Source organism: Microbacterium sp. ISL-59, from assembly GCF_018613945.1.
GTDB classification, from domain to species: Bacteria; Actinomycetota; Actinomycetes; order Actinomycetales; family Microbacteriaceae; genus Microbacterium; species Microbacterium oxydans_B.
Window position 1 is genome coordinate 1,762,075 of sequence record NZ_JAGGPG010000002.1, and the last position, 26,097, is coordinate 1,788,171.

Consider the following 26,097-nt stretch of genomic DNA (forward strand, 5'->3'; position numbering starts at 1 on the left):
GCTACTTGGCGACGAGCGTGGTCTCGAAGCGGTAGAGGTCGGGACGGTAGCAGTGGTGTCCGAACTCGATCGCCGCGCCGGACTGGTCGAACGAGATGCGCTCCATCGTCAGCAACGGCCCGCCGGCTTCGATCTCCAGCAACTCGGGCTCGTCGGCCTCCGCCCGCCGGGCTCCGATCTTCTGCTTGGCGACGCGGATGGCCACGCCGCGCGCACGCAGCACCTGGTAGAGGCCGCGGGATTCGAGCTGCTCCGACGAGATGTTCGCGAACTCGCCCGGCAGGTAGTTCTCCAGCACGGCGACGGGGACGCCGTCGGTGCTGCGTCGTCGGCGCAGATGCAGCACCTCGGTGCCGGGGGCGAGGCCCAGCGCCGCCGCGACCTCGTCGGATGCCGCGATCACCTCGTGGGTGAGCACCTGTGTCCCCGGTTCGTGATGGGCGCTCTGCAGGTCTTCGAACAGGCTGGTGAGCTCGACCTGGCGTGTGACGGAGCCCTGCACGACCTGGGTGCCGATGCCACGGCGCCGTACGAGCAGGCCCTTGTCGACGAGCTCCTGGATGGCGCGCCTGATGGTGGGCCGGGACAGGCCGAGCTGCTCGGCGATCGAGATCTCGTTCTCGAGGCGGGCGCCGGCGGGGATGGCGCCGGATTGGATCGCGCTCTGGAGGCGCGTCGACACCTGGAAGTAGAGCGGGACGGGTCCCGTGCGGTCGATGTCGGCGAACAGATCGTTCGGCCACGGAGTGACGAGATCGGCCATGGTGCTCCGCTTTCTGTGAGGGAGTCATATTGTAGCGACAATCATACGATCGCCCATGTCACCTCTCTTTCGGCGGATCCGGGCGGTGAGGCGCGCGGAGATATCCGTTCCGAGGGCGACCTGACCCGTGAAATGCATAAAGTGCTATTGTTCGGACATGATGGAGTTCTCGTGAGCATCGTGGGGGATCCGCACCTGCTCGTGGAGCTCGGACTCCTCGCTCTGGCGTTCGTCCTCTCGCTCGCCGTCGGGATCGAGAGATCGCGCAAGCTCAAGAGCGCCGGGCTGCGGACGCACGTCCTGGTGGGGATCGGCTCCGCGATCTTCACGCTGATCTCGGCGTACGGATTCGAGGGAGTGCTCGGCCCGGACGTGGCCGTCGATCCCTCTCGCATCGCGGCGCAGGTGGTCTCCGGCATCGGCTTCCTCGGGGCCGGGGTCATCTTCGTGCGCAACAACGCCGTCTCCGGGCTGACGTCTGCCGCGACCATCTGGGTCGTGGCGGCGATCGGCATGGCGTGCGGGGCCAACATGCCGCTGCTGGCGATCGCTGGCACGGGGCTGCACCTGCTGACGGTCGGCCCCCTGTCCCGCGTGCGCGACCGGTTGCGGCCCGAGCCGGAGCGGCTGCGGGTCACGCTGCAGTACGAGTCCGAGCGCGGCGCCATCCGCGAGGTGCTCGCCGCCGCCGAGCGCCGCGGTCTGCCCGCCACCCTCCTCGGTGCCGCACGGATCCACGGGGACTCCGACATGCGCGCGACGCTCGAGTTCGCGGAGGCTTCGCCCGAGATGCGGTCGGAGCTGATCGACGCGATCGCGCGGCTCGACGGGGTGCGATCGGTCGTCGTCCAGGGCTTCTCGGACGACGATTGATGCATATGTAATTACCTGCTAACATTTTCACCGGGCCTCGGGTCCGCCGTTCAATGGAGAAAGGAAATCGAGTGATCCGTATCGCGAATGCGCCGGTGAGCTACGGAGTCTTCGAGCTGGCTCGGCCGGATCTCGTCGCTCTCCCCGAAGGGGAGGAGCTCGCGCGCTGGATCAGCGAAGCCGGCTACCAGGGCATCGACCTCGGTCCGGTCGGCCTCCTCGGTCGCGGGACGGATCTCACGGATCGCCTGCAGAGGTACGGCCTCGAACTCGCCGGCGGCTGGATCGATCTGCCCTTCGCGGGCACCGATGACGAATTCGAGCGCGCGCTCGCCGACCTCGACGGCATCCTCGACGTCTTCGTCGCCGCAGCGGAGACCGGTCCGGTCCTCGCCCCGCTCCCGACCCTCGCCGATTCCGGCAGCGCCGAGCGCAAGGCACGCCCCGGTGGCGCTCCCGAGCTCACCCTCCGCGGCGACGACTGGGCCCGGTTCGCCGATCGCGTGAACATCACGACCGCCCGGGTACGCGACCGCGGCCTCGAGCCCACGTTCCACCACCACGCCTGCACCTACGTGGAGACGCCGGAAGAAGTCGACGCGCTGCTCGCGTCGACCGATGTCGGACTCACCTTCGACTCGGGTCACCTCCTCATCGGCGGAGGCGACCCGCTGCCCGACTACCGTCGCTGGCGCGACCGCATCAACCACCTGCACCTCAAGGATGCGCGCACGCAGATCCTGCGCGAGGCGCTGCAGACCGACGACCCGATGCGGTCGGTGTGGGAGAAGCGCGTCTTCGTGCCCCTGGGCGATGGCGACCTCGCCGTCACCGAACTCGTCGACGAGATCATCGACAGCGGATACGACGGATGGCTGATCGTCGAGCAGGACGTGGTTCCCCGCTCCACCGCCGAGGTCGAGCAGGCCAAGGCCGAGCAGATCGCCAACCGCGACGCCCTCCGGAAGTGGTTCGCATGAGCATCACGCGCGTCGCCGTCATCGGCCTGGGAGCGATCAGCCAGAGCGTCCACCTGCCGCTGCTGCGCAGGAACGCCGAGAGCTTCGAGATCGCCGCCCTCGTCGACCTCTCCGCCGAGCGCACCGCCGACATGGCCGCCCGCTACGGGGTCGCCGACGAGCGTCGGTTCTCCTCCGTCGACGACCTGATCGCCGCGAAGGACGAGGGTGCGCTCGCGATCGACGCCGCCATCCTCGCCACCACCGGCTCCCACGCCGGCGACACGCTGCGCCTCGTGCGGGCCGGCATCCGGGTGCTCGCCGAGAAGCCCCTCGCCTACTCGCTCGGCGAGCTCGACGCGCTCGCCGCCCACGCCGCCGAGGTGGGGATCGACCTGCGCGACTGGGTGCGGGTCGGCTACATGAAGGAGTACGACCTCGCGTCGCGCCGTGCGAAGGAGCTGCTCGCCGACGTCGACCTGCGCGCGGTGAGCGTGCAGGTGATGCACCCGCTGGACGGTTCCCAGTTGGAGTACGCCCGCCTCGCGGCGCCCACCGGCGACGTGTCCCGCGAGACCCTCGCTCCGCTGATCGACGCGACGTCGGGGATCGTCGACTCGGCCGTCGGCTCCGACCTCCCCGTCGACCTGCGCACGCTCTACACGAACGTCGTGCTCGGCTCGATCGTCCACGACGTCGGGCTGCTGCGCATGCTCATCGGCGGTCTGGGCGAGGTGCAGTTCGCGCAGCACTGGGGGCCGAAGATGCCCGGTTCGGTCCACCTGCGCGGTGCGCTCGCCCGCGACGAGACACCGTGGACCCTCGACTGGCATTACATCGACGCCTACCCCGACTACCAGGAGACCGTCACCTTCCACCACGAGACCGGCTCGATCGAGCTCGTCTTCGGGGTGCCGTATGTGACGAACCTCCCCACGATCCTCCGCGTGACCGAGAACCACCCGGAGCTGGGTATCCGCGTGAGCGAATCGCGCTGGATGCAGCAAGAGGCTTTCGAGAACGAGCTGTTCGCGCTGGCGGCACTGGTCCGCGGCGAGCGCCCCGACGGGGCGAGCGTCGAGGAGTCGATCGCCGATGTGCGCGTCGGGCAGCGGATGATCCGCGCGCTCGCGCTCTCGAAGGGCTTCGCACTCGACCCGAGCGCCGAAGCCGCGCAGTAGTCACCCCCACCCGAGACCGAGCGGCATCCGCTCGGCGATCAGCGACACAGAAAGGTCCAGAAATGGTCACGAATGGAAAGCGCCGCCTTCTTGCGGCGTTCGCCCTCACCACTGTCGGTGCGGTCGTCCTCGCCGGCTGCTCCGGAGGATCAGAGCCGGAGGCCGAGGAGGAAACCGGACCGGTCACCCTCACCCTCACGACCAACTCCATCACCGGCGGCAAGAACGCCGCCGAGGCGGATTGGATCGCGGACTGGGTCATCCCCGAGTTCGAGAAGGCCATGAAGGCGGAGGACAAGGACGTCACCGTCGAGTTCCAGCCCCAGGGCGTCGATGACGAGGACTACAAGACCAAGATCGCCCTCGACCTGCAGTCGGGCAAGGGCGCCGACATCATCGGCATGGACGGCATCTGGGTCGGCGAGTTCGCCGAGGCCGGGTACATCAAGCCGCTCGCCGACGTCGGCGGAGACGCGGTCGACGACTGGGACGGCTGGGCGCAGATCCCGGATGCCGTGCAGAACGCCCTCTCGTTCGACGGCGACCGCTACGGGGTGCCGCAGGGCGCCGACGGCCGCGTGCTCTACTACAACAAGGACCTCTTCGCGCAGGCGGGGCTCGACGAGGACTGGGCTCCCGAGAGCTGGGACGACATCCTCGATGCGTCGCGCGACCTCAAGAAGCTCGACGGCGTCACCCCGATCCAGCTCAACGCCGGCACGGCGATGGGCGAGGCGACCACCATGCAGGGGCTGCTGCCCATGCTGGTCGGCACCGGCGAGCAGGTGTACGAGGACGGCAAGTGGATCGGCGCCACAGACGGCATGGAGAAGGCGCTCGACCTCTACGAGACCATCTACGTCGACGAGGGCCTCGGCGACCCGGTCCTCCAGCAGGAGGCCTCGGGACGCGACACCTCGTTCCAGCTCTTCGCCGAGGGCAAGATCGGCATCCTGCTCGAGGGCGACTACTTCTGGCGCTCCGTGATCAACCCCGAGGAGGGTGTGGGAACCGCCCCCATGGCCGACCGTGACAGCGCCGTCGGCTACGCCAAGATCCCGGCGGTCGAGCCCGGCGAGGGCATCGACGGTCAGGACTTCGTCTCGATGTCCGGGGGAACCGGCCGTGTGCTCAACCCCAACTCGAAGCACGCCGAACTCGCCTGGGAGCTGCTCGCCTTCATGAACTCTCCCGAGGCGTACGAGGCGCGTGCCGCCGGCACCCTGGCCATCTCGCCCCGCAACGACGTGAACGAGAAGCTGCTCTCCTCCGACCCGATGCTCACCTTCGTCAGCGAAGAGGTGCTGCCGATCACGGCCTACCGTCCGGGACTCGCGGCCTACCCGCAGGTGTCGGTGCTGCTGCAGCAGGCCACGCTCGACGTCGCCACCGGAACCTCGGTCGACGATGCACTGAAGACCTACGTCCGTGGTCTCGAAGGCGTCGTGGGTCCGGACGCGATCTCCGAGTGACCATGACGCAAGCAACGATGCCGGCGGGGAGCGTCACCACTCCCCGCCGGCGCCGCGCAGAGGATGTCGCGGGTCTCGGTCGGGCCAGGGCCACGCTCTTCGCGGCACCCGGTCTGCTCCTGATCGGCCTGTTCCTCCTCTTCCCGGCGATCTGGACCGTCTACCTCGGCATGACCAACTACCGGTTGACCGGCTTCGCCGCCGCCAACCCGGAGTTCATCGGCCTGGACAACTTCTCCACGGCTCTCAACGATCCGCGCTTCTGGAACTCGCTGTGGCTCACGCTCGTCTTCGTCCTCGTCTCGGGGATCATCGGGCAGACGATCCTCGGCTTCGCCCTGGCCTGGATGCTGCGCAACGTGCGTGCGGGGGTGAAGACCTTCATCGAGACGCTCGTGCTCGCCGCCTGGGTCATCCCCGCTTCGGTGGCGTCGTTCCTCTGGCTCGCGCTCCTGGATCGGCGCACCGGCACCCTGAACTCCCTCCTCGGCACCGAGGGCGCCGCGTGGCTCATCGAGCACCCGATGGAGTGCATCATCATCTTCAACATCTGGGTCGGGACCGCGTTCTCGATGCAGCTGTTCTCCTCGGCGATCAGCGCGGTGCCGCCGTCGCAGCTCGAGAGCGCGCGCATGGTCGGCGCCAACACGTGGCAGCAGCTGCGCGATGTGATCCTGCCCAACATCAAGGGCCACCTGCTGACCAACACCCTGCTGATCACGCTGTGGACGTTCAACACCTTCACGCCCTACCTGCTCACCGCGGGCGGGCCGAACGGTCAGACCGACATCCTGTCGGTGTACATCTACCAGACCGCCATCCCCGGCGGGCAGCTGGGCCTCGGTGCAGCGATCTCGCTCATCATGCTCCTCATCAACCTCGTGATCGCGCTGATGTACACGCGCGTCTCGCGGGGTAAGAGCACCAAGAAGAAGAAGAAGAAGGTGACCTCATGATGACCACCATCAAGACGGTCGTGCGCGACCGCTCGGTGACCCACTTCGTCTCGCGGATCCTGTTCACGGTCGTGCTCGTCATCGTGTCGCTGTTCTTCGCCCTGCCGATGGTGTGGCTGGTCCTGGCCCCGTTCGACGCGACCCCGTCGCTGACGGTGTCGTGGCCGGACTGGACGCTCGACAACTTCGCGCGGCTGGTCGAGAACCCCTACGCGATGAAGTCGATCCTCAACTCGCTGATCCTCGGCGTCGGAACCATGGCGCTCGTGATCGTCCTCGGCGCGCTGGCGTCGTATGCGATGAGCCGGATCAGCATCCCCGGCCGCGACGGCATCCTCTACGGCCTGCTACTGCTCTCGTCGATCGTGACGGGGACGGCGGCCATGGTGCCGACGTTCCAGCTGATCAACCAGCTGCAGCTGATCAACACGCACGTCGGCGTCATCCTGGTGCTGGCGGGCGGCATCCTGCCGACGGTGATCTTCATCCTCAAGGACTTCATGGACTCGATCCCGAAGTCCTACGAGGAGTCGGCGCGGCTGTACGGCGCCGGCCCCTTCCGCATCCTCAAGGACATCGTGGTGCCGATCGCCCGCCCGGGTCTCGCGTTCATCGCGATCTGGACGATCGTGCAGGTCTGGGGCAACTTCCTCGTTCCGTTCCTGCTGCTGCGCACGCCCGACATGCAGCCGGCCGCCGTGCTCATGTACACCTTCTACACCGAGAGCGGCCAGGCCGACCTCCGTCTGATCTCGGCGTTCTCGCTGGTGTTCTCGGTGCCTGTCCTGCTCATCTACTTCTTTGTGAACCGTCGCTACGGTTTCCGCTTCCACGGAGGGATCAAGTCCTGATGGCCGCCATCATTGCAACCGAACTCGTCAAGGAGTACCCCGGCGGGGTGCGCGGCGTCGACAGTGTCGACGTCGAGATCGCGGACGGCGAGTTCTTCGCGCTCCTCGGCCCCTCCGGCTGCGGGAAGACCACGCTGCTGCGGTCGATCGCGGGTCTGGAGAGCATCACCTCCGGAAAGCTCACGATCGGCGAGAAAGACGTCACGAATGCGGAGCCGGGCGAGCGCGGCGTCGCGATGGTCTTCCAGGACTACGCGCTGTTCCCGCACATGGACGTGGGCGACAACATCGCCTACCCGCTGCGGATCCGGCGCGTGGGGAAGACCGAGCGCCGCACCACGGCCGAGTCGGTCGCCAACGGACTGTCGCTGAACGGACTCATCGAGCGCCGCCCCGGCCAGCTCTCCGGTGGTCAGCAGCAGCGCGTGGCTCTCGCCCGCGCCGTCGCGACCCGCCCCGACGTGCTGCTGCTCGACGAGCCGCTGTCGAACCTCGACGCCCGTCTGCGCCTCGAGGCGCGCACGTTCCTCAAGGAGCTGCAGCGCGACCTGGGCGTCACGACCGTGTTCGTGACCCACGACCAGGCCGAGGCGCTCGCGCTCGCCGACCGGATCGCGGTCATGAAGTCGGGCAAGCTCCAGCAGATCGGCTCGCCGCGCGAGATCTTCCACCGCCCGAACAATACGTTCGTCGCGGGGTTCATCGGCTCGGTGCCGATGAACCTGCTCGAGACCGCGGTCTCGGGAGGAACCGTGCGGATCGGTGAATCCGATGTGACGGTTCCCACCGAAGCCGCCGCCTCGGCGCGCGAGGGGCAGACCGTGATCTGGGGCATCCGTCCCGAGTACCTGCGCTGGTCGACCGAGCCCGTCGAGGGCGGTATCGCCGCCGAGGTCGTCGTGACCGAGACCCTCGGTGCGACGAGCCTGGTGCTCGTGAGCGCGGGAGAGCACAAGCTGCAGGTCGTCGTCCCCGAGGAGCAGGAGCCGGCGCCGGGCGACCGCGGCTGGATCGTCCCGCAGCTCAACCGGGTGCTGCTGTTCGACGCCGAGAGCACCGAGCGGATCGGCTGATGAGCACCATCCGCACCACCCTCCACCTCACCCACGAGATCCAGAACGCCGACCGCTACGTGCGGGTGCCGTTCGACGTGCCCGCGGGCACCGACTCGCTCGAGGTGCGCATCTCGTACGACAGCGAGGCGGCGGTGATCGACCTCGGCTGCGAGGGCGCCGCAGGGTGGCGCGGATGGTCGGGCGGTGCGCGTACTTCCTCCGTGATCCGCACCGACGACGCCACGCCCGGGTACCTGCCGGGGCGTCCCGAGGAGGGCGAGTGGAACGTGATCCTCGGCGTGCACCGGCTGAGTGCCGGCGGCGCCGACATCACGGTCGAGATCTCCCTCCCCGCGGAGTCGACGATCGACCACGGGCCGGATGCGGCCCCCGTGACCGGGGTGTCGCGGGGGAGTTCGAGAAACCTCCCGGCGCCCGCCGGCCTGCGATGGTTCGCCGGCGACTTCCACGCGCACACCCTCCACTCCGACGGCCGCGAGAGCATCTCGGGGCTCGCCGCACTGGGCGCGAGGGCCGGGCTCGACTTCCTCGCCGTCACCGACCACAACACCACCAGCCATCACGCGCACCTCCCGGGTGTCGGGATGCAGCACTCCATCACGCTGCTCCCCGGGCAGGAGGTGACCACGCACCGCGGTCACGCGAACGCCTTCGGTGACATCGGCTGGATCGACTTCCGCCGCCCCGCGCAGGAGTGGGTCGACGAGGTCGAGCGCCGCGGCGGCGTGCTCAGCGTGAACCACCCGATCTCGGGCGACTGCTCGTGGCTGCATCCGCTGGAGCGCGCCCCGCGGGCGATCGAGCTGTGGCACTCGACCTGGTACCGGGAGCTCATCGCGACCTCGCCGCTCGCCTTCCACGAACGGTGGGACAAGGATGCCGTGCTCCTCGGCGGCGCCGACTTCCACATGCAGAGCCAGGGCGTCGGCCCGGGCACCCCGACGACCTGGGTCGCGGCGGAGGACGCCTCGCCCGAGGCGATCCTGGCCGGAGTCGCCGCCGGGCGCACCGCCATCATGGGCGGGGTGACCGTGCGCGACGGGCTCACCGCACCGGACCTCTTCACCGCCCCCGTGCTCCTGCGCATCGAGGACGAGCTGCTCGCCATCGACGCCGACGGTCTGATCCTCGTCGACGGCGCCGGCGAGCGTCGCTCGGTGCACGGCGATCGCGTCGCGTTCGCGGCCGCGCGCTCCGCCGGCCCCCACTACCTGCTGTACCCCGACCGCAGCATCGCCGCCCTGTGCGCCTGACCGGCCGCACGCCCCACACCTTTCCCCAGAGAATCAGGAGTCCCCGCCCGTGACCAGTGAGATCGTCGTCGTCCCCCACACCCACTGGGACCGCGAGTGGTACGAGCCGCACGATGTGTTCCGTCTGCGCCTGGTGCACATGCTCGACCGGCTGATCGGCATCCTCGAGGCGGAGCCGGAGTACCGGTTCACGCTCGACGGACAGGCCGCGGCGATCGAGGACTACCTCGAGATGCGCCCGGACATGCGCGACCGGGTCGTGGCGCTGGTCGAGCGGGAGCAGCTCAGCGTCGGCCCGTTCCTCATCCTCCTCGACGAGTTCGGCTGCGACGGCGAGACGATCATCCGCAACCTCGAGCTCGGCCGCGCCGCGAGCGCCCGCCTCGGACGCACGATGCCCGTCGGCTACCTCCCCGACATGTTCGGCCACGCGGCCCAGATGCCGCAGATCCTGTCCGGCTTCGGCATCCGTCACAGCGCCCTCTGGCGCGGCGTCCCCGCCGACATCGCCGAGCACGCCTTCTCCTGGGTCGCCCCCAACGGCGACGCCGTGCGGTGCGAGTACCTCTTCGACGGCTACGGCAACGGACTCGACATGTTCGCCCTGCCGGGGCAGCTGCCCGAACTCGCCCCCGACTACGCCGCCCGCACCGCATCCTGGTACGGCGACGACCCGGTGCTCGCGATGCTGGGCACCGACCACTCGGCACCGCCCGAGGACCTCGCCGAGGTCATCCGCGACTACGACGCGGACGGGCGCGAACCGCACCTGTCGATCGCGACGCTCGACGAGCACCTCTCCCGGTATGAGACGGATGCCGCATCGCTTGCGGCCCTCCCGCAGGTGCACGGCGAGATGCGCTCGCACGCCCGCGGCAACCTCCTGCCCGGCGTCTTCTCGATCCGCACGAACCTCAAGCGCGAGATGGCCCGCTCCGAGCAGGCGCTCACCGCCGCCGAGCGCCTCGACCTGATGTACGGCACCCGCGACCACCGCTCGTTCTTCGACACCGCCTGGTACCGCATCGTGGAGAGCACCGCGCACGACTCCGTGACCGGATGCGGCGTCGACGCGACAGCCGAGCAGGTGGGCACGCGCATCCACACCGCCGGCCACATCGCCCGCGGCGTGATCGACACCGTGCTCCGCGACGTCTCGGCGGCCGTCTCGCCCGCGCAGCACCTGGTGTTCAACCCCTCGGGGTTCGCCCGGCGCGCGCAGGTCGAGGTCACGCTGCACGGTGTCGACGCGGGCTCGCTCTCCGCGGGCGTGCAGCTGCTCGACCCGCTGACCACCGTCCTCGGCGACGAGCGGATGCGCACGGCCGACCTGCCGAAGGTCCTCCGCCGCATCCACGGCCGCGAGCTCTTCGGCCAGCAGATCAACGGCTACGAGTGGGGCGAGCGGTCGCTGCGCTTCCAGGTCGCCGAGAGCCCGCAGGGCGTGTGGGACCTGGCCGCGTTCACCGTCGAGCTCGAGGAGCGCGTCGCCGCGGATGCCGCGGGCGACGACGTCTGGCACGTCGAGACCATCGCCGACCCTCGGCACCGGGCGCTCCTGGCCGTCGACGTCGACGGCCTCGCGCTCGCCGCGGTCGGCGAGACCACGGCGCCGGCATCGGCCGACGCGGTCACCGTGTCGTCCGGATCGCTCTCGAACCGGGCCCTCACCGCGACCGTGAACGCCGACGGGACCGTCCGCATCGACGGCGCGGACGGCTCGTCGATCGACGGCGCGCTCGCTCTCGTCGACGACGGCGACTGCGGCGACTCCTACAACTACGGCCCGGTCGATGCGGCATCCGCCGTCTCGGCGCCCTCGTCGGTCGAGGTGACCGTGCTCGAGGAGGGGCCGCTGCGCGGACGCATCCGCATCCGCCGGGTCTACGACCTGCCGGAGCGCTTGGACGCGGACCGCCGGCGCTCGACCTCGACGGTGCCGCTCGTGACCGAGACCACGATCGAACTGCGCGAGGGCGAGGGCTTCCTGCGCGTCGGCATCGACTACGTGAACACCGCCTCCGATCACCGGCTCCGGGTGCTGGTGCCCGTCGACGGCGCCGGGCTCGACTCCTCCCGCAGTGCCGGGCAGTACGGCACGACCGTGCGCGGACGCGAGGCCGAGGGTGGCTGGGGCGAATTCCCGCTGCCGACCTATCCGGCGTACCGCTTCGCCGCGGCGGGCTCGACCGCGGTGCTGGTGCAGAAGCTGTCGGAGTACGAGCTGGTGTCGACGGCCGACGCGCCGGATGCTCTCGCGGTCACGCTGTCGCGCTCGGTCGGGATGATGAGCGTGAACGTGCATCCGCTGCGCGACGAGCCGGCCGGATCCGAGATCCCCGTGCCGGGCGCCCAGTACCTCGGAGTCGCCGTGCACACCGATCTGGCGATCCTGGTCGGCGCCGACGATGCCACCGCGGTGCGCGCCGCCGATCTCTTCCGGCACGACCCGCTCGTCGTTCGCGGTTCGGGTGCGGCCGACGGCCCGCTGCCCGAGGCGGCGTTCCCCGTGCGGCTGTCGGGTGATGTGGTGCTGGAGTCGGCGCGGCGCGTCGGCACCGAGGCGGAGCTCCGGTTCGTGAACTACCTGACCGAGGAGCGCGATCTGGCGTTCACGTCACCCGGCGACTGGGCGCGGGTCGACCTGGCCGGTGCGGTTCAGGACGGCGCCTTCGACGCCGCGGCCGCTCGTGCCGTCGGCGGCGGGATGCTCAGCATCCGCCGGGCGATCGACTGATCTCGGCGAGTGAGCTACTAAGTGCTAATGTTAAGACAAATGAGCGAGAGGGAGGAGGCGCGATGACCGAGCACTCACCGGTCCCGGAGATCCTGGCCATCGGGCGTCTGGGCGTCGACCTGTATCCGCTGCAGGACGGCGTCGGCCTCGGCGAGGTCACCAGCTTCGGCAAGTACCTCGGCGGCAGCGCCGCCAACGTCTCGGTCGCCGCCGCACGGTACGGCCACGACACCGCCCTGCTCTCCCGCGTCGGGGACGACCCCTTCGGGCGGTATCTGCGCACAGAGCTCGAGCGTCTCGGGGTGCACAGTCGGTACGTCGCGACCGACCCGACCTACAAGACCCCGATCACGTTCTGCGAGATCTTCCCGCCCGACGACTTCCCGCTGTACTTCTATCGCGAGCCGACCGCCCCCGACCTGCAGATCCGGCCGGGCGACGTCGACGAGGCCGCCGTGCGGCAGGCTGCGCTCGTCTGGTTCACCGCGACCGGCCTGAGCGAGGAGCCGAGCAGGCAGACGCACCTCGACCTCCTCCGGGCACGCGGCCGCCGGGCGCACACGGTGTTCGATCTGGACTACCGCCCCATGTTCTGGGAGACGCCCGACGAGGCTCGCGTGCAGATCCAGCGGGCGCTGGAGTTCGCCACGGTCGCCGTGGGAAACCGCGAGGAGTGCGAGGTCGCGGTCGGCGAGACCGACCCGCAGCGTGCCGCGGATGCGCTCCTCGAGCGCGGCGTCGAGCTGGCGATCGTGAAGCAGGGACCGCGCGGCGTGCTCGCGAAGACCCGGTCGAGGCAGGTCGAGATCCCCGCGACCGCGGTCGAGGTCGTGAACGGGCTCGGTGCCGGCGACGCGTTCGGCGGCGCGCTCTGCCACGGACTGCTCGCCGAGTGGGAGCTGGAGAAGACTCTGACCTATGCGAATGCGGCGGGCGGCATCGTCGCCGGACGCCGGGAATGCTCGACGGCGATGCCGACCGAGCGCAAGGTCGCCGAGGTCGTGAACGGAGATGCGTGAGATGACAGCCCTGACCGAAGAGGACTTCCACCGACTCCGGACGGTGCGCGCGGAGTCCCCGCACGCGATCCGCGAGACGCTGGCCGGACGCCGCCGCCGCGACATCATCCGCGGGGACGGGCGGCTGTTCATCATCGCCGCCGACCACCCCGCGCGCGGTGCGCTCGCGGTCGGCGGGTCGCCGTTCGCCATGGCCGACCGCTACGAGCTGCTCGATCGGCTCGCGATCGCCCTGCGGCATCCGGGTGTGGACGGTGTGCTCGGCACCCCCGACATCATCGACGACCTGGCGATGCTGGGCCTGCTCGACGACAAGATCGTCGTCGGGTCGATGAACCGCGGCGGGCTCCGCGGAGCGACCTTCGAGATGGACGACCGCTACACCGGGTACGACGTGCCGGCGATGGTGGACTCCGGCATCGACTTCGCCAAGGCCCTGCTGCGCGTGAACCTCGACGACGACGGGACGGCGCCCACGTTGGCCTCGACGGCCGACGCGGTGACCGCGGCCGCACGGGCCGACCTGCCGATCATGCTCGAGCCGTTCCTCAGCCGCCGGGTCGATGGCCGGGTCGTCAACGACCTGAGCCCGGATGCCGTGATGCTGTCGATCGCGATCGCCAGCGGTCTCGGCGCGAGCAGCGCGAGCACCTGGTTGAAGCTGCCGGTCGTCGACGACATGGAGCGCGTGCTCGCGGCGACGACGCTGCCCGTGCTGCTGCTCGGCGGCGACGCGGGCGCCGACCCCGACGACACGTTCTCGTCCTGGGAGGACGCTCTGTCGCTCCCCGGCGTGCGCGGCCTGACCGTCGGCCGCACGCTCCTCTATTCGTCGGACATCGACGTGGCATCCGCCATCGACGTCGCGGCCTCCCTCGTCCACCCCGGGCTGACCGCCTGATCGCCCTCTCTGCAGAAGGACACGCATGACCTCCGCTTCCGACATCCCCGTCATCGGCCACTGGATCGACGGTGCCGCCCGCGCCTCGGCGAGCGGTCGCACCGCTCCCGTCCACAACCCCGCGACGGGTGCGGTGACCGGGCATGTCGCCCTGGCCGACGACTCCGAGATCGCGGACGCCATCGCCTCCGCGCAGCGCGGATTCCAGGTGTGGAGCGCCTACTCGATCGCGCGGCGCCAGGCGGTGATGTTCGCGTTCCGCGAGCTGCTGAACGCGCGCAAGGGTGAGCTGGCGGCGATCATCACCGCCGAGCACGGCAAGGTCCGCTCCGATGCGATGGGCGAGATCCTGCGCGGCCAGGAGGTCGTGGAGCTCGCGACCGGGTTCCCGCACCTGATCAAGGGCGCGTACTCGGAGAACGTGTCGACCGGCATCGACGTGTACTCGCTCAAGCAGCCCCTCGGCGTCGTCGGCATCATCTCCCCGTTCAACTTCCCGGCGATGGTGCCGATGTGGTTCTTCCCGGTCGCGATCGCCGCGGGCAACGCCGTGGTGCTCAAGCCCAGCGAGAAGGACCCGTCCGCGGCGCTCTGGCTCGCCGCCCTCTGGGCCGAGGCCGGGCTGCCCGACGGCGTGTTCACCGTGCTGCAGGGCGACAAGCAGGCGGTGGACGGGCTGCTGGAGAGCCCGGACGTCGCCTCGATCTCGTTCGTCGGCTCGACGCCCATCGCCCAGTACATCTACGAGACCGCGTCCCGCAACGGCAAGCGGGTGCAGGCACTCGGCGGCGCGAAGAACCACATGCTCGTCCTGCCGGATGCCGATCTCGACCTCGTCGCCGACCAGGCCGTGAACGCGGGATTCGGCGCGGCGGGGGAGCGGTGCATGGCCGTCTCGGTCCTGCTCGCGGTCGAGCCGGTGGCGGACGCGCTGATCGAGCGCATCTCGCAGCGCATCGCGGGGCTGCGCATCGGCGACGGTGCGGGCGGTGCCGACGGCGAGCCCGACATGGGTCCGCTGATCACGGCGGAGCACCGCGAGAAGGTGTCGGGCTACGTCGACATCGCCGAGGCCGACGGGGCGCGCATCGTGGTCGACGGCAGAGGGTTGACGGTCGACGGGAACGAGGACGGCTTCTGGTTCGGGCCGACACTCATCGACGAGATCCCGACCTCCTCGCGGGCCTACCAGGAAGAGATCTTCGGGCCCGTGCTGTCGGTGGTGCGGGTGCAGACCTTCCAGGAGGGGGTCGACCTGATCAACTCCGGCCGGTTCGGCAACGGGACCGCGATCTTCACGAACGACGGCGGGGCGGCCCGCCGCTTCCAGCACGAGGTCCAGGTCGGGATGATCGGCATCAACGTGCCCATCCCGGTCCCCGTGGCCTATCACTCGTTCGGCGGGTGGAAGGCATCGCTGTTCGGCGACGCGAAGGCGTACGGTGTCCATGGCTTCGACTTCTTCACCCGCGAGAAGGCGATCACCAGTCGGTGGCTCGACCCCGCCCTCCACGGCGGCATCGACCTCGGCTTCCCCCAGAACAGCTGACCAGCGGATGCGGGCAGGAGACGCCATGACCGAGGACGGGAACTGGTTCCACCGCCGCGGCACGATCGGCCGCGACGGCTGGGAGAGCGTCGTCGACGACACCACACCTGGCTGGGCGCACACCGGCATCCGCATCGGCGAGCTCGGCGCGGGGGAGAGCCTCGCGCTCGCCGACACCGGGGTGGAGCGGATCATCGTGCCGCTCTCCGGGTCGTTCTCCGTGGCGCACACCGAGGAGGGATCGACCACCGAGACAGCGCTCGCCGGTCGCCGGTCCGTGTTCGACGGTCCGAGCGACGTGCTCTACCTCTCGGCGGCGGCCACGGCTGTCATCACGGGCTCGGGTCGGGTGGCCGTGGCTTCATCGCCCACCTCCGTCGTGCATCCCACGCGGCACATCCTCGCGGCCGAGACCCCGGTCGAGCTCCGTGGCGCCGGCGCCTCCAGCCGGCAGGTGCACAACTTCGGCACGCCGGAGGCGCTCGACGCCGAGCGCCTCATCGTGTGCGAGGTCATCACGCCCGCCGAGAACTGGTCGTCGTACCCGCCGCACAAGCACGACGAGCACGTGGCGGGGCGAGAGTCCCGACTCGAGGAGATCTACTACTTCGAGGCGGCGCCCACGCGCGCGAGCGGAGACGCCGCCGCCGCCGACGCGGCCTTCGGGATGTTCGCGACCTACTCCTCGGGTGCCGGCGAGATCGACATCGCCGAGCGGGTGCGCACCGGCGACATCGCGCTGGTGCCGTTCGGGTTCCACGGTCCTGCCGTGGCTGCCCCCGGCTACGACCTCTACTACCTGAACGTCATGGCCGGCCCTGACCGGGAGCGGTCCTGGCTCATCACCGACGACCCCGCGCACGCGTGGGTGCGCGACAGCTGGAGCGGGCAGGACATCGATCCGCGGCTGCCCTACCGAGCAGAGGGAGAACTCTGATGCAGACCAGACGGATGACGGTCGGCCAGGCACTGGTCGAGTTCCTCTCGCGGCAGTGGACGGTCGACGGCGACATCCGCGAGCGCACCGTGCCCGGCATGTTCGGCATCTTCGGTCACGGGAACGTCGCCGGTCTCGGTCAGGCGCTGCAGCAGTACAACCTCGAGCAGCCCGACCTGATGCCCTACCACCAGGCCCGCAACGAGCAGGCGATGGTGCATCAGGCGGTGGGGTTCGCCCGGATGCATCGCCGCAGGGCGACGTTCGCGAGCACAGCCTCGGTCGGTCCCGGCGCCACGAACATGCTGACCGGTGCGGCGCTCGCGACCACCAACCGGCTGCCGGCGCTGCTGCTGCCGAGCGACACCTTCGCCACGCGGGTCGCCGACCCCGTGCTGCAGCAGTTGGAGCGCCCGCACGACATCGGTCTCACCGTGAACGACGCGTTCCGCCCGCTCTCGGTCTTCTTCGACAGGGTGCAGCGCCCGGAGCAGCTGTTCTCTATCGCGCTCGCCGCGATGCGCGTCCTCACCGATCCCGCCGAGACCGGTGCGGTGACGATCGCCCTGCCCGAAGACGTGCAGGCCGAAGCGCTGGACGTCCCCCTCGAGTTCCTCCAGGACCGGGAGTGGCACATCCGCCGACCACTGCCGGAGCGCGGACCGCTGGCACGGGCCGTCGCGGCGATCCGTGGCGCGAAGCAGCCGCTCCTCGTCGCGGGCGGTGGCGTCATCTACTCCGAGGCGGAGCAGGCGCTGCGGGCGCTGGTCGAGGCCACGGGCATCCCGGTCGGCACGACGCAGGCGGGTGGTGGCGCCCTGCCGTGGGATCACCCTCAGTACCTGGGCGGCATCGGCGCGACCGGCACCACCGCGGCGAACCGCATCGCGGCGGAGGCCGACGTCATCATCGGCGTCGGCACCCGGTACAGCGACTTCACGACGGCGTCCCGCACGGCCTTCCAGAACCCCGATGCGGTGTTCGTCAACATCAACGTCGCGGCCTTCGACGCCTACAAGCACGGCTCGCAGCTGCCCGTCGTCGCGGATGCCAGGGAGACCCTGGTCGCGCTGCGCGACGAGCTCGACGGATACCGCGTCGCACCGGCCCTGAGCTCACGGATCGCCGACGAGAGGCGCGAGTGGGATGCGGTGGTCGACCGGGCCCTCGCCCCCACGGGCCGCGAGCTGCCGGGTCAGCCCGAGATCATCGGCGCCGTGCGTGGGGCCGTGGCTGACGAAGACGTGATCGTGCAGGCGGCCGGTTCGCTCCCCGGCGACCTGCACAAGCTGTGGCGCGTGAGCGACCCGCTGGGCTATCACGTCGAATACGCGTACTCCTGCATGGGGTACGAGATCGCGGGAGGACTCGGGGTCAAGCGCGGGCTCACGGCATCCGGCGACGAGCGCGACGTCGTCGTCATGGTCGGCGACGGCTCGTATCTGATGCTGAGCTCCGAGCTCGCGACGGCCGTGGCCGAGGGCATCAAGATCATCGTCGTGCTCATCCAGAACCAGGGCTATGCCTCGATCGGGCATCTCTCGGAGACGGTCGGCTCGGAGCGCTTCGGCACGAAGTACCGCCGCTACGACGACGAGGCGCGCAACTTCCAGCGCGGCGACGTGCTGCCGGTCGACCTCGCCATGAACGCGCGCAGCTACGGCGTCGACGTCGTCGAGATCGCGAAGGGATCCGCGGCGGTCGACGACCTGCGCGCCGCGGTCGCCGCTGCGAAGGCCTCCGAGCGGACGACGCTCATCCACGTCGAGAGCGATCCGACGGTCTACGGCCCCGACGGCGAGGGCTGGTGGGATGTGCCGGTGGCCGAGGTCTCGAGCACCGAGACCGCGCAGCGGGCCCGCGAGGAGTACGAGGGTCAGCGCGCCGCGCAGCGCCCGCTGCTGGGGTGAGTCGCGTCGGGCTGCCTGTGCTCCAGGCGCTTCCCACCCGGCACCGCGTACCCTGGAGGGTATGACCGAGACTCCCCGCACGCGCGAGACGCGCCCCGCAGCATCCGCGTCCGCCCCGCAGGGTCGGCCGGCCCAGGGCAAGGTCCGTGAGACGCGCCCGGCGCAGGTGCGCCCGGCGACCGAGGGATGGACCCAGCAGAAGGATGTCGAGGGGCGTCCGCTCCTGCAGTTCGCGAGCCCCAAGCGCGGCAAGCCGCCCGTGCACCTGGCCGACCTCACGCCGGCCGAGCGCATCGAGAAGGTCAAGGAGCTCGGGCTTCCCGGCTTCCGTGCGAAGCAGCTGTCGACGCACTACTTCCGCCACTACACGTCCGACCCCGAGCAGATGACCGACCTCCCGGCCGACACCCGGGAGCAGCTCGTCGCCGGGATGCTGCCGCCGCTGCTCACCGAGGTCCGCCGCCTCGAGACCGACAAGGGCGACACGATCAAGTTCCTGTGGCGTCTGCACGACGGTGCCCTGGTCGAGTCGGTGCTCATGCGCTACCCCGGCCGCATCACGCTGTGCGTGTCGAGCCAGGCCGGCTGCGGCATGAACTGCCCGTTCTGCGCGACCGGACAGGCGGGGCTGACCCGCAACATGTCCACCGCCGAGATCATCGAGCAGATCGTCCGCGCCAACCGGCTCATCGCCGAGGGTGGCCTGGGTGGCAAGAAGTCCGACGACCACAGCATGGAGCGCGTCTCGAACATCGTCTTCATGGGCATGGGTGAGCCGCTCGCCAACTACAAGCGCGTCATGGATGCGGTGCGGTCGATGGTCGCCCCGCAGCCCGACGGTCTCGGCATGAGCGCCCGCGGCATCACGGTGTCCACCGTCGGCCTGGTGCCGGCGATCAAGAAGCTCGCCGACGAGGGCATCCCCGTCACGTTCGCACTGTCGCTGCATGCGCCGGACGACCACCTGCGCGACGAGCTCATCCCGGTGAACTCCCGCTGGAAGGTCGATGAGGCGCTGGATGCCGCCTACGACTACTACGCCAAGACCGGCCGCCGCGTCTCGATCGAGTATGCGCTCATCAAGGACATGAACGACCACGGCTGGCGTGCCGACCTGCTGGCCGACAAGCTCAACCAGCGCGGACGCGGCTGGGTGCACGTGAACCCGATCCCGCTGAACCCGACGCCCGGCTCGATCTGGACGGCATCCGAGAAGGACGTCACCAACGAGTTCGTGCGCCGCCTGAACGATGCCGGCATCCCGACCACCCTCCGCGACACCCGCGGCAAGGAGATCGACGGCGCCTGCGGTCAGCTCGTCGCCACCACCGAAGACGAGGCCGCCTCCGCCGCGATGGCCTGAGGCGCACCGGCGCGACGGGCATCTGTCGCGCCGAGCTGCTCGGCGCGGTCGAGCCAGCGTGTGATGGTCGCCGCCTTGGCATCCTTCACACCGAGCATGCGGTGCGTGCGCACCGAGCGGATGCCGCAGAACTTCATGGTGTTGCGCACGATCTGCGTCTGTGCCGGGAGGCCGGTGAACGGCAGGAAGAACCAGGGAGTGTCGGCGAGCAGGAGCAGACGTCCACGGCGCGCGGGGATCAGGCCCTCGGGGAGGCCGAGCTTCGAGTAGCGGTATTCCTGCTGCGGCAGCAGCGCCCGATCGAAGAAGCCCTTGAGGAGGGCCGGCGGTGCGCCCCACCACACCGGTGTCGCGACGACGATCGTGTCGGCATCGTGCAGAGCCTGCTTCGCCTCGACGAGGTCGGGCTCGAGCGTCATGCGCTCGCGGTAGCCGAAGCGCAGGTTCGGATCGAAGTCGAGGTCGCGCAGAGCGAGCACGCGGGCATCGCCGTGCCCCGCGGCATAGCGCTGCGCGAGTGCGGCGGTCAAGGAGCGGGCGTCGGGGTGGCCGTCGATCACGAGAGAGGTCATGGCGTTGTTCCTATCTGGACAGTGTCAAGCTGGTGGACAGTGTCAAGATAGGAGATGATGTTGCTCATGTCAAGTTCGAAGGACGGCTACCACCACGGCGATCTCGCCCGTGCCCTGGAAGACGCCGCCATGCAGCTGCTGGAGCGGATGCCGGCGGCGGAGATCAGCCTGCGCGAGGTCGCACGGGCGGCGAACGTCAGCCACAACGCGCCGTACCACCACTTCTCCGATCGGCTCGGCCTGCTCAAGGCGATCGCCGAGCGCAGCATGGCCGACCTCCTCGCCCAGGTCCGCGCCGCCGCCGAGAAAGCCTCGACCCCGCGGGCGGCTCTCGTCGACGGCGGTTCGGCGTACATCCGCTTTGCGATCGAGCATCCGCACGCGTTCGACGCCGTCTACGACCCGACCGTCTGCGTCCCCGGATCCCCGACCGCCACGATGGCACCACTGATCGACGGGCTCGAGGCCGTGCTCGCCGAGGGCGCGGCCGCGGTGGGGCTCGACCGGCCGACCGATGTCGTGGCGCTGTGGGGGCTGATCCACGGTCTCGGCACACTCGCCGCCGCCGGACATTTCACCCTCGACGACGGGCTGGCCGCGTACGCCGCCGCCCTCGACCGTCTGCTCCCGGCATCCTGATTCCGCCGGACGGCACGGAACCTGTGAGGCACTCCAAGGACTTTTCCACGCTATCCACAGGCGACCTTTCGTAGATTGTTCGGATGCCCTATTCCGCCCATCGACCGGGTCGCTACGACTCGCAGGGTCGGATCATCATCGACGGCGAACCCGACGCCGTCACCGATGACCTCGACTTCCTGCGCGAATTCGAGCCGACCGGCGCCGACGACGCCACCCGCGAGGTCCCCGTCGCAGATCCTGCCGAGGCGACCCCGATCGCCGATGCGGTCGCCGCCGACGAGGAGTCCGCGCCGGTGAAGCCCCCGCGCGAGCCCCGTGCCCGCAAGCCTCGCCGCAAGCGCGCCCCGCGCACGCCAGGCTCCCGCGCTCGGACCCTCGCGATCCTCGGTGGCGCGGAGGGCGAGATCCTCGACCGCGTTCCCGGCGAGACGCCCCGCTTCGTGCAGATGTTCTTCGTGCTCGCCGGCACCGCGCTGGTCTCCGCCATCTCGATGCTCTTCGCGCTCACCACCGGTGTGCAGGCCGCGATCTGGCTGGCCGTGCCGCTCGCGCTCGTGTGGGCGCTCATCATCTTCAACCTCGACCGCTTCCTCACCTCGACCATGAGCTCGACGCGGAACGTGTGGCGGCTCATCGGCCTCGCGATCCCGCGTGTGATCATGGCCGCGATCATCGGCTTCGTCGTCGCCGAGCCGCTCGTGCTGCAGATCTTCCACAACGACATCGCCCGCGAGGTCGCGTCGACCAACATCACGCAGTCGCAGTCCGATCAGGAGGCGCTCGAGACCGGTCCGGAGAAGATCGCGCTGGATTCCGCCACCGCCAAGGTCGCCGAGCTCGAGAACCAGGCCGCGACCGGCATCGTCGCAGGAACCGAATCCTCCTCGGCGACGGAGTCGGCTGCCCAGGCCACGGTCGACGATGTGACCGCGAAGATGACCGCGCAGCAGGCCGTGATCGACCAGGCGCGCGTGCTCTACCAGTGCGAGTTGACCGGGGAGGGCGCGGGCACGGTTCCGGGCTGCACCGGGGTCAACGGCGAGGGCGCGAGCTCGGATGCCGCCCAGGCGCAGCTCGCCGAGGCGCAGCAGACGTACGACGCGCTCGCCGCGCAGCTGCGCACCGCGAACGAGGAGCTCGCCGCCGCCGGCACCGCCGCCAAGGAGAACACCTCGACGTCGGAGTCGACGAACCGCGAGCAGGCGAAGTCCCAGCTGCCGGCGGCGCGCGACACCTACGACCAGGCGCTCGCCGCATACAACGCACGAGCGGATGCCGTGGCCCAGGGCAACGCCGGAGCCGTCGGACTGCTCAGCCAGATCAGCGGCCTGAACCGCCTGAGCGAGAAGGAGCCCACGATCCTGTGGGCGCACATCCTGATCGCCGCGCTGTTCTTCATGATCGAGCTGTTGCCGGTGCTGGTCAAGGTGCTCACGAGCTACGGCGACCCGAGCCTCTACGAGAAGGCTGCGGCCATCCGCAAGCAGGTCGCCCTGGACCGGGTGACGGCCGAAGGCTTCCGCGACCGCGCCGAGATCGTGACGACTCCCGCGCCACCGTCAGCCTCTGCGCAGGCGACCTGACCTGACCTGGCCCGCGCTCCCGTCGAGCCGTCGCTCCTAGGCGACGAGCGTCAGGCTTCGCGACGGGAGCAGGACGTCGGCGATCACGGACGACCCGTACGGCGGCGCGGCGAGGGTCAGCGAGCGGATCAGCGCGACGGTCGACGGCGGCCGCGACCAGGGCTCGCCGGTCAGGGCCGCCTCGATCAGGGACAGCGGATGCTGAAGCGCGGGGTCGTGCTGGCGGGAATCATCGCTGAGCCATTCGATGAGCTGGCCGATGGTCCAATCGGGGTCGATTGGACCGAGATCTGCCGCGAGGGTGGTCGTAGAGGTGCTCATTGGTCCAGAATCGGGTCTTATGAGCGTCGATGACAGGGCCAATACCCGGCCGATGGACCACGGATCGGCCATTCCTGCACGATCCGCCGATGCCTCCGCGACTCTCGTGCGCTCGGGCGAGGTCGCCTCGGAGGCACTGTCCGCGCGGCTGGGGCGCTGGACCCACGGAGACGGCACGCTGGCGGCGCGGCTGTCCCGCGGCATCGAGGCTCTGATCACGCGCGGCGAGCTGCGCCCCGGCGACCGTCTGCCGGCCGAGCGCGCTCTCGCCGCCGCGAGCTCCGTGTCGCGCGGCACGGTCGTCGCCGCGTACGCCGACCTGGCCGAGCGCGGCCTGGTGGATCGGCGGCAGGGGAGTGGCACGCGCGTCGCCGGTGCGGCGGCATCCGTGTCTCCCGTGCAGCGGCAGGGACGCGGCGAGGCGCTGTTCTCGGCCCTGCCCAATGCGATCGACCTGCTGCGTACCGTGCCGCAGATCTCCGAGCTGGGCGTGCAGCTCATCAGCGAGCACAAGCCGCGACTCGAGCTCGCGCTGCTGCCCGAGACCGATCCGGCGGGCCTCCCCGCACTGCGGACGCTCATCGCCGACATGTACACCGCGGAGGGCACGCCGACGACACCCGAGCAGATCCTCGTCACGCACGGCGCGCAGCAGGCCATCAGCCTCGTCGTCAATGCTCTCGTGAGCCCCGGCGACATCGTGCTCGCCGAGGAGATCACCTGGCCGGGCGTCACCGACTCGGTCAGCCTGCGCGGTGGCACGGTGCACGGTGTCCCGATGGGTCCGGACGGACTCGACGTCGACGCGCTCGAGCAGGCGCTCGCCCGGCTGCGGCCCGTACTCGTGGCCCTCAACCCGCACCACCAGAACCCGACGGGCTCGCGGCTCCCTGCCGCCGCGCGGCATCGCGTCGCCGAGCTGGCCGCCCAGTACGGCGTGCCGGTGATCGAGGACCGCGTCGTGGCCGGCATCTCCTTCGACGGCGTGGTGCCGCCGACCCTCGCGGCCGAGCGGGCGGACGCTCCGATCATCGTCGTGGAGTCGGTCTCGAAGTGGGTGTGGGCGGGGCTGCGGATCGGATGGCTGCGCGCCGACCCCGTGCTCGTGCGCCGCCTGCGCGGGGCCCGGCAGCTCGCCGACCAGTCCACCAGCGTGCCGGGCCAGCTGCTCGCGCTCGACCTGATCGCCCGTGCCGACGACCTTCGTCGGGCGAACAGCCGCATCCACCAGGAGCGCCTGCGGCTGCTGCAGGAACTCATGGCCGAGCACCTGCCCGACTGGAGGGTCGAGCCGCCCCGCGGCGGGCTGTCGCTGTGGGTCCGGGTCCCTGCCGGCTCCGCCGCCGCGCTCGCCCGGGTGTCCGCGGCGCACGGCGTCTCGATCGCGGGGAGCGCGGCGTTCGCGGTGTCGGTGTCTCCGGACGACCACATCCGCATCCCGTTCACCGCCCCGGACGACGTGCTCGCCGAGGGCATCCGTCGTCTCGGAGCGGCCTGGCGAGAGTATCGGGAGACTCTCGGGATGCCTTCCTAGGATGTCCCGCATGACACCGCTGCCGCGCCGGACACTCTGGATCTCGATCGCCGGCGTGCTCGCCATCACGGCCTACGCGTCGGTGGCCGCGGTGCAGATCCTCGTGCTCAATCCGCTCGCCGCCGTTCCCGGGCGCACGCTCGACGAGATCCGCGCCGAGATGGATGCTGCGGGCGAGGTCCTCCTGTGGGAGCCGGTGGCCTTCATCCTCGGTATCGGCGTGGTGCTGGCGGTGGTGGTCGCGATCGCCTCGATCCGCGGGCGCGCACATCCGATGGTTCCCGTGATGAGCTTCCTGGCGCTGCTGATGCTCGGTGCGTTCGGCTACTTCGCCGCGTCGTTCGGCGTGGGAATGAGCCTCGCCGACACGTTCGGGATCAGCGGCGGGGACTACTCGCCCTGGGCGCGACCGCTCTATGCCGTGAGCCTCGTCGCCGGCGTCGCGCTCGTCGTCGTCCCCCTCGTGATGCTGATGCGCCGGCCGGCGGCTGTCGCTCCCGCATGACGGCGGATGCCGGCATCCAGCCCTGTCATCACACGCAGCCAGTAGCGTTGTTCCATGGTCAACTATCGCTATCTCGGCAACAGCGGTCTCAAGGTCTCGGAGATCACCTACGGCAACTGGGTCACCCACGCCTCGCAGGTCGGTGACGACGCCGCCGTCAAGACCGTGCACGCCGCGCTGGATGCCGGAATCACCACTTTCGACACCGCTGACACCTACGCCAACACGGCGGCGGAGGTCGTGCTCGGCAAGGCTCTGGAAGGACAGCGCCGCGAGGGGCTGGAGATCTTCACGAAGGTCTACTTCCCGACCGGCCCCAAGGGCCCGAACGACACCGGCCTGAGCCGCAAGCACATCTTCGAGTCGATCAACGGCTCGCTGCAGCGCCTCGGCACCGACTACGTCGACCTGTACCAGGCGCACCGCTTCGACTACGAGACTCCGCTCGAAGAGACGTTCCAGGCGTTCGCCGACGTCGTCCGCCAGGGCAAGGCGCTCTACATCGGCGTTTCCGAGTGGACCGCCGAGCAGCTGCGCGAGGGGCACGCGCTGGCGAAGCAGCTCGGCATCCAGCTCATCTCGAACCAGCCGCAGTACTCCATGCTGTGGCGCGTGATCGAGGGCAAGGTCGTTCCGGCATCTGAAGAGCTCGGCATCTCGCAGATCGTTTGGTCGCCCATGGCGCAGGGCGTGCTCAGCGGCAAGTACCTGCCCGGTCAGCCGGTGCCCGAGGGCTCGCGCGCAACCGACCCGCACAGCGGCGCCGACTTCATCAAGAGCTTCCTGCAGGACGACATCCTCACCGCCGTCCAGCGCCTGAAGCCCATCGCCGAGCAAGCCGGGCTCTCGATGCCGCAGCTCGCGATCGCGTGGGTGCTGCAGAACCCGAACGTCGCGGCCGCGCTGGTCGGAGCCTCCCGTCCCGAGCAGCTCGCCGAAACGGTCAAGGCCTCGGGCGTGAAGCTCGACGCCGACACCCTGGCCGCGATCGACACGGCCCTGGGCGACGCGGTCAACCGCGACGCCGAGCACACGTACTCGGTGTCGCCGAAGGCGCGCCTGACCTGAGGCCAGAGACGCAGAAGGCCGCCGTTCCTCGGAACGGCGGCCTTCTCGTTGTCCGGGGGGAGCTCGGTCGGG

General features: G+C 70.0%; 23 protein-coding genes. 20 read left to right on the forward strand and 3 right to left on the reverse strand.

The features are described from left to right. Nucleotide 1: 1 nt before the first annotated feature. Nucleotides 2-763 carry a GntR family transcriptional regulator gene (locus J7E45_RS12585; protein WP_167632627.1) on the reverse strand — a complete coding sequence of 254 codons (762 nt, stop codon included), beginning with the start codon at nucleotides 761-763 and terminating at the stop codon, nucleotides 2-4. Between the two features lie 171 nt (nucleotides 764-934). Between J7E45_RS12585 and J7E45_RS12590 the strand changes: the two genes are divergently transcribed. The 15 genes from J7E45_RS12590 (at nucleotide 935) to rlmN (ending at nucleotide 19,800) form a co-directional block, all read left to right on the forward strand. Beyond that, nucleotides 935-1,636, forward strand: coding sequence for an MgtC/SapB family protein (locus J7E45_RS12590; protein ID WP_308162119.1), 702 nt, complete (start codon nucleotides 935-937; stop codon nucleotides 1,634-1,636). Nucleotides 1,637-1,707: 71 nt separating this feature from the next. Continuing rightward, nucleotides 1,708-2,616, forward strand: coding sequence for a TIM barrel protein (locus J7E45_RS12595; RefSeq protein WP_215069580.1), 909 nt, complete (start codon nucleotides 1,708-1,710; stop codon nucleotides 2,614-2,616). Further along, a complete protein-coding gene (locus tag J7E45_RS12600) occupies nucleotides 2,613-3,776 on the forward strand; it encodes a Gfo/Idh/MocA family protein (protein ID WP_215069582.1) in 1,164 nt (387 codons plus the stop codon). The genes J7E45_RS12595 and J7E45_RS12600 overlap by 4 nt, the downstream gene beginning before the upstream one ends. 62 nt (nucleotides 3,777-3,838) lie before the next feature. Continuing rightward, entirely contained in the window at nucleotides 3,839-5,248 is a 1,410-nt protein-coding gene (locus J7E45_RS12605) for an extracellular solute-binding protein (RefSeq protein ID WP_167632623.1), read from the forward strand. Between the two features lie 2 nt (nucleotides 5,249-5,250). Further along, nucleotides 5,251-6,204, forward strand: coding sequence for a carbohydrate ABC transporter permease (locus J7E45_RS12610; RefSeq protein ID WP_251053668.1), 954 nt, complete (start codon nucleotides 5,251-5,253; stop codon nucleotides 6,202-6,204). Continuing rightward, nucleotides 6,201-7,055 carry a carbohydrate ABC transporter permease gene (locus J7E45_RS12615; protein WP_205828681.1) on the forward strand — a complete coding sequence of 285 codons (855 nt, stop codon included), beginning with the start codon at nucleotides 6,201-6,203 and terminating at the stop codon, nucleotides 7,053-7,055. The genes J7E45_RS12610 and J7E45_RS12615 overlap by 4 nt, the downstream gene beginning before the upstream one ends. Then, complete coding sequence (locus tag J7E45_RS12620; RefSeq protein ID WP_091031545.1) at nucleotides 7,055-8,128, forward strand: ABC transporter ATP-binding protein; 1,074 nt, start codon at nucleotides 7,055-7,057, stop codon at nucleotides 8,126-8,128. Before J7E45_RS12615 ends, J7E45_RS12620 begins: the two co-directional genes overlap by 1 nt. Then, nucleotides 8,128-9,384 carry a CehA/McbA family metallohydrolase gene (locus J7E45_RS12625; RefSeq protein ID WP_215069584.1) on the forward strand — a complete coding sequence of 419 codons (1,257 nt, stop codon included), beginning with the start codon at nucleotides 8,128-8,130 and terminating at the stop codon, nucleotides 9,382-9,384. The genes J7E45_RS12620 and J7E45_RS12625 overlap by 1 nt, the downstream gene beginning before the upstream one ends. Nucleotides 9,385-9,433: 49 nt before the next feature. Then, the gene (locus J7E45_RS12630; protein ID WP_215069586.1) at nucleotides 9,434-12,121 is read left to right on the forward strand and encodes a hypothetical protein; all 2,688 of its coding nucleotides are present in this window, start codon (nucleotides 9,434-9,436) and stop codon (nucleotides 12,119-12,121) included. A 62-nt stretch (nucleotides 12,122-12,183) separates the two neighbouring features. Next, complete coding sequence (iolC, locus tag J7E45_RS12635) at nucleotides 12,184-13,140, forward strand: 5-dehydro-2-deoxygluconokinase (RefSeq protein WP_215069588.1); 957 nt, start codon at nucleotides 12,184-12,186, stop codon at nucleotides 13,138-13,140. 1 nt (nucleotide 13,141) lies between these two features. After that, nucleotides 13,142-14,041: a deoxyribose-phosphate aldolase gene (locus J7E45_RS12640; RefSeq protein ID WP_105711241.1), complete on the forward strand. Its 900-nt coding sequence runs from the start codon at nucleotides 13,142-13,144 to the stop codon at nucleotides 14,039-14,041. A gap of 25 nt (nucleotides 14,042-14,066) precedes the next feature. After that, nucleotides 14,067-15,590, forward strand: coding sequence for a CoA-acylating methylmalonate-semialdehyde dehydrogenase (locus J7E45_RS12645; protein ID WP_215069590.1), 1,524 nt, complete (start codon nucleotides 14,067-14,069; stop codon nucleotides 15,588-15,590). Nucleotides 15,591-15,615: 25 nt separating this feature from the next. Then, nucleotides 15,616-16,527, forward strand: a complete 912-nt coding sequence (iolB, locus tag J7E45_RS12650; protein WP_215069592.1) for a 5-deoxy-glucuronate isomerase — start codon at nucleotides 15,616-15,618, stop codon at nucleotides 16,525-16,527. Further along, a complete protein-coding gene (gene iolD, locus J7E45_RS12655; protein WP_215069594.1) occupies nucleotides 16,527-18,437 on the forward strand; it encodes a 3D-(3,5/4)-trihydroxycyclohexane-1,2-dione acylhydrolase (decyclizing) in 1,911 nt (636 codons plus the stop codon). The genes iolB and iolD overlap by 1 nt, the downstream gene beginning before the upstream one ends. 61 nt (nucleotides 18,438-18,498) lie before the next feature. Next, nucleotides 18,499-19,800 (forward strand): 23S rRNA (adenine(2503)-C(2))-methyltransferase RlmN, encoded by a 1,302-nt coding sequence (gene rlmN / locus J7E45_RS12660; RefSeq protein WP_215069596.1) that lies wholly within the window; start codon nucleotides 18,499-18,501, stop codon nucleotides 19,798-19,800. Here rlmN and J7E45_RS12665 read toward each other — a convergent pair. Further along, nucleotides 19,749-20,372, reverse strand: coding sequence for an NAD(P)H-dependent oxidoreductase (locus J7E45_RS12665; protein ID WP_215069599.1), 624 nt, complete (start codon nucleotides 20,370-20,372; stop codon nucleotides 19,749-19,751). The genes rlmN and J7E45_RS12665 overlap by 52 nt on opposite strands. Before the next feature lie 66 nt (nucleotides 20,373-20,438). Between J7E45_RS12665 and J7E45_RS12670 the strand changes: the two genes are divergently transcribed. Together J7E45_RS12670 and J7E45_RS12675 are read left to right on the forward strand one after the other, a co-directional pair. Further along, the gene (locus J7E45_RS12670) at nucleotides 20,439-21,011 is read left to right on the forward strand and encodes a TetR/AcrR family transcriptional regulator (RefSeq protein ID WP_167632615.1); all 573 of its coding nucleotides are present in this window, start codon (nucleotides 20,439-20,441) and stop codon (nucleotides 21,009-21,011) included. A gap of 83 nt (nucleotides 21,012-21,094) precedes the next feature. Continuing rightward, nucleotides 21,095-22,597: a DUF4407 domain-containing protein gene (locus tag J7E45_RS12675; protein ID WP_215069601.1), complete on the forward strand. Its 1,503-nt coding sequence runs from the start codon at nucleotides 21,095-21,097 to the stop codon at nucleotides 22,595-22,597. 36 nt (nucleotides 22,598-22,633) lie between these two features. Here J7E45_RS12675 and J7E45_RS12680 read toward each other — a convergent pair whose 3' ends face one another. Continuing rightward, nucleotides 22,634-22,918 (reverse strand): hypothetical protein, encoded by a 285-nt coding sequence (locus J7E45_RS12680; protein WP_215069603.1) that lies wholly within the window; start codon nucleotides 22,916-22,918, stop codon nucleotides 22,634-22,636. A gap of 19 nt (nucleotides 22,919-22,937) precedes the next feature. Between J7E45_RS12680 and J7E45_RS12685 the strand changes: the two genes are divergently transcribed. Genes J7E45_RS12685 through J7E45_RS12695 form a run of 3 tightly spaced genes read left to right on the forward strand, consistent with a single transcriptional unit; the run spans nucleotide 22,938 to nucleotide 26,025 of the window. After that, complete coding sequence (locus tag J7E45_RS12685) at nucleotides 22,938-24,452, forward strand: PLP-dependent aminotransferase family protein (RefSeq protein WP_251053678.1); 1,515 nt, start codon at nucleotides 22,938-22,940, stop codon at nucleotides 24,450-24,452. Between the two features lie 10 nt (nucleotides 24,453-24,462). Continuing rightward, nucleotides 24,463-24,957 (forward strand): hypothetical protein, encoded by a 495-nt coding sequence (locus J7E45_RS12690; RefSeq protein WP_215069605.1) that lies wholly within the window; start codon nucleotides 24,463-24,465, stop codon nucleotides 24,955-24,957. A 54-nt stretch (nucleotides 24,958-25,011) separates the two neighbouring features. Beyond that, complete coding sequence (locus tag J7E45_RS12695; RefSeq protein WP_167632611.1) at nucleotides 25,012-26,025, forward strand: aldo/keto reductase family protein; 1,014 nt, start codon at nucleotides 25,012-25,014, stop codon at nucleotides 26,023-26,025. Nucleotides 26,026-26,097: the final 72 nt, after the last annotated feature.